Source organism: Thiomonas delicata, assembly GCF_900088825.1.
In the GTDB taxonomy this organism is placed as follows: Bacteria; Pseudomonadota; Gammaproteobacteria; order Burkholderiales; family Burkholderiaceae_C; genus Thiomonas_A; species Thiomonas_A delicata.
Map to the genome: position 1 here is coordinate 1 of NZ_LT592208.1, position 441 is coordinate 441.

Annotated in this window: 1 protein-coding gene; it reads right to left on the bottom strand. The window is 67.8% G+C overall.

Annotated elements, in window-relative coordinates:
* Positions 1-10 precede the first annotated feature (10 nt).
* The coding region (locus THIARS_RS18090; protein WP_141202471.1) for an HAD-IC family P-type ATPase at positions 11-441 on the bottom strand (431 nt) is incomplete at its 5' end.

Sequence of the window (441 nt, forward strand, 5' to 3'; positions counted from 1 at the left end):
ACCCAGAACATCAAGCCGTTGCGCGGCGCAGCGACAGCAGCCGCATGCCGTTGAACACCACCAGCAGGCTGGCCCCCATGTCGGCGAACACCGCCATCCACAGGGTCGCCACGCCGCTCAGGGCCAAGGCGAAGAACACCGCCTTGATGCCCAGCGCGAGGGTGATGTTCTGCTTGAGGATCGCGGCGGTGCGCCGGCTCAAGCGGATGAAATCGGCGATCTTGCGCGGGTCGTCGTCCATGATGGCGACATCGGCGGTTTCCAGCGCGGTGGCGGTGCCGGCCGCGCCCATGGCGAAGCCGATATTCGCACGGGCCAGCGCCGGCGCATCGTTCACGCCGTCGCCGACCATGCCGACGAAGCCGTAGCGCGCATGCAGTTCGGCAACGGCGGCCTGCTTGTCCTGCGGCAGCAGATTGCCGCGCGCATCCTTGATGCCGA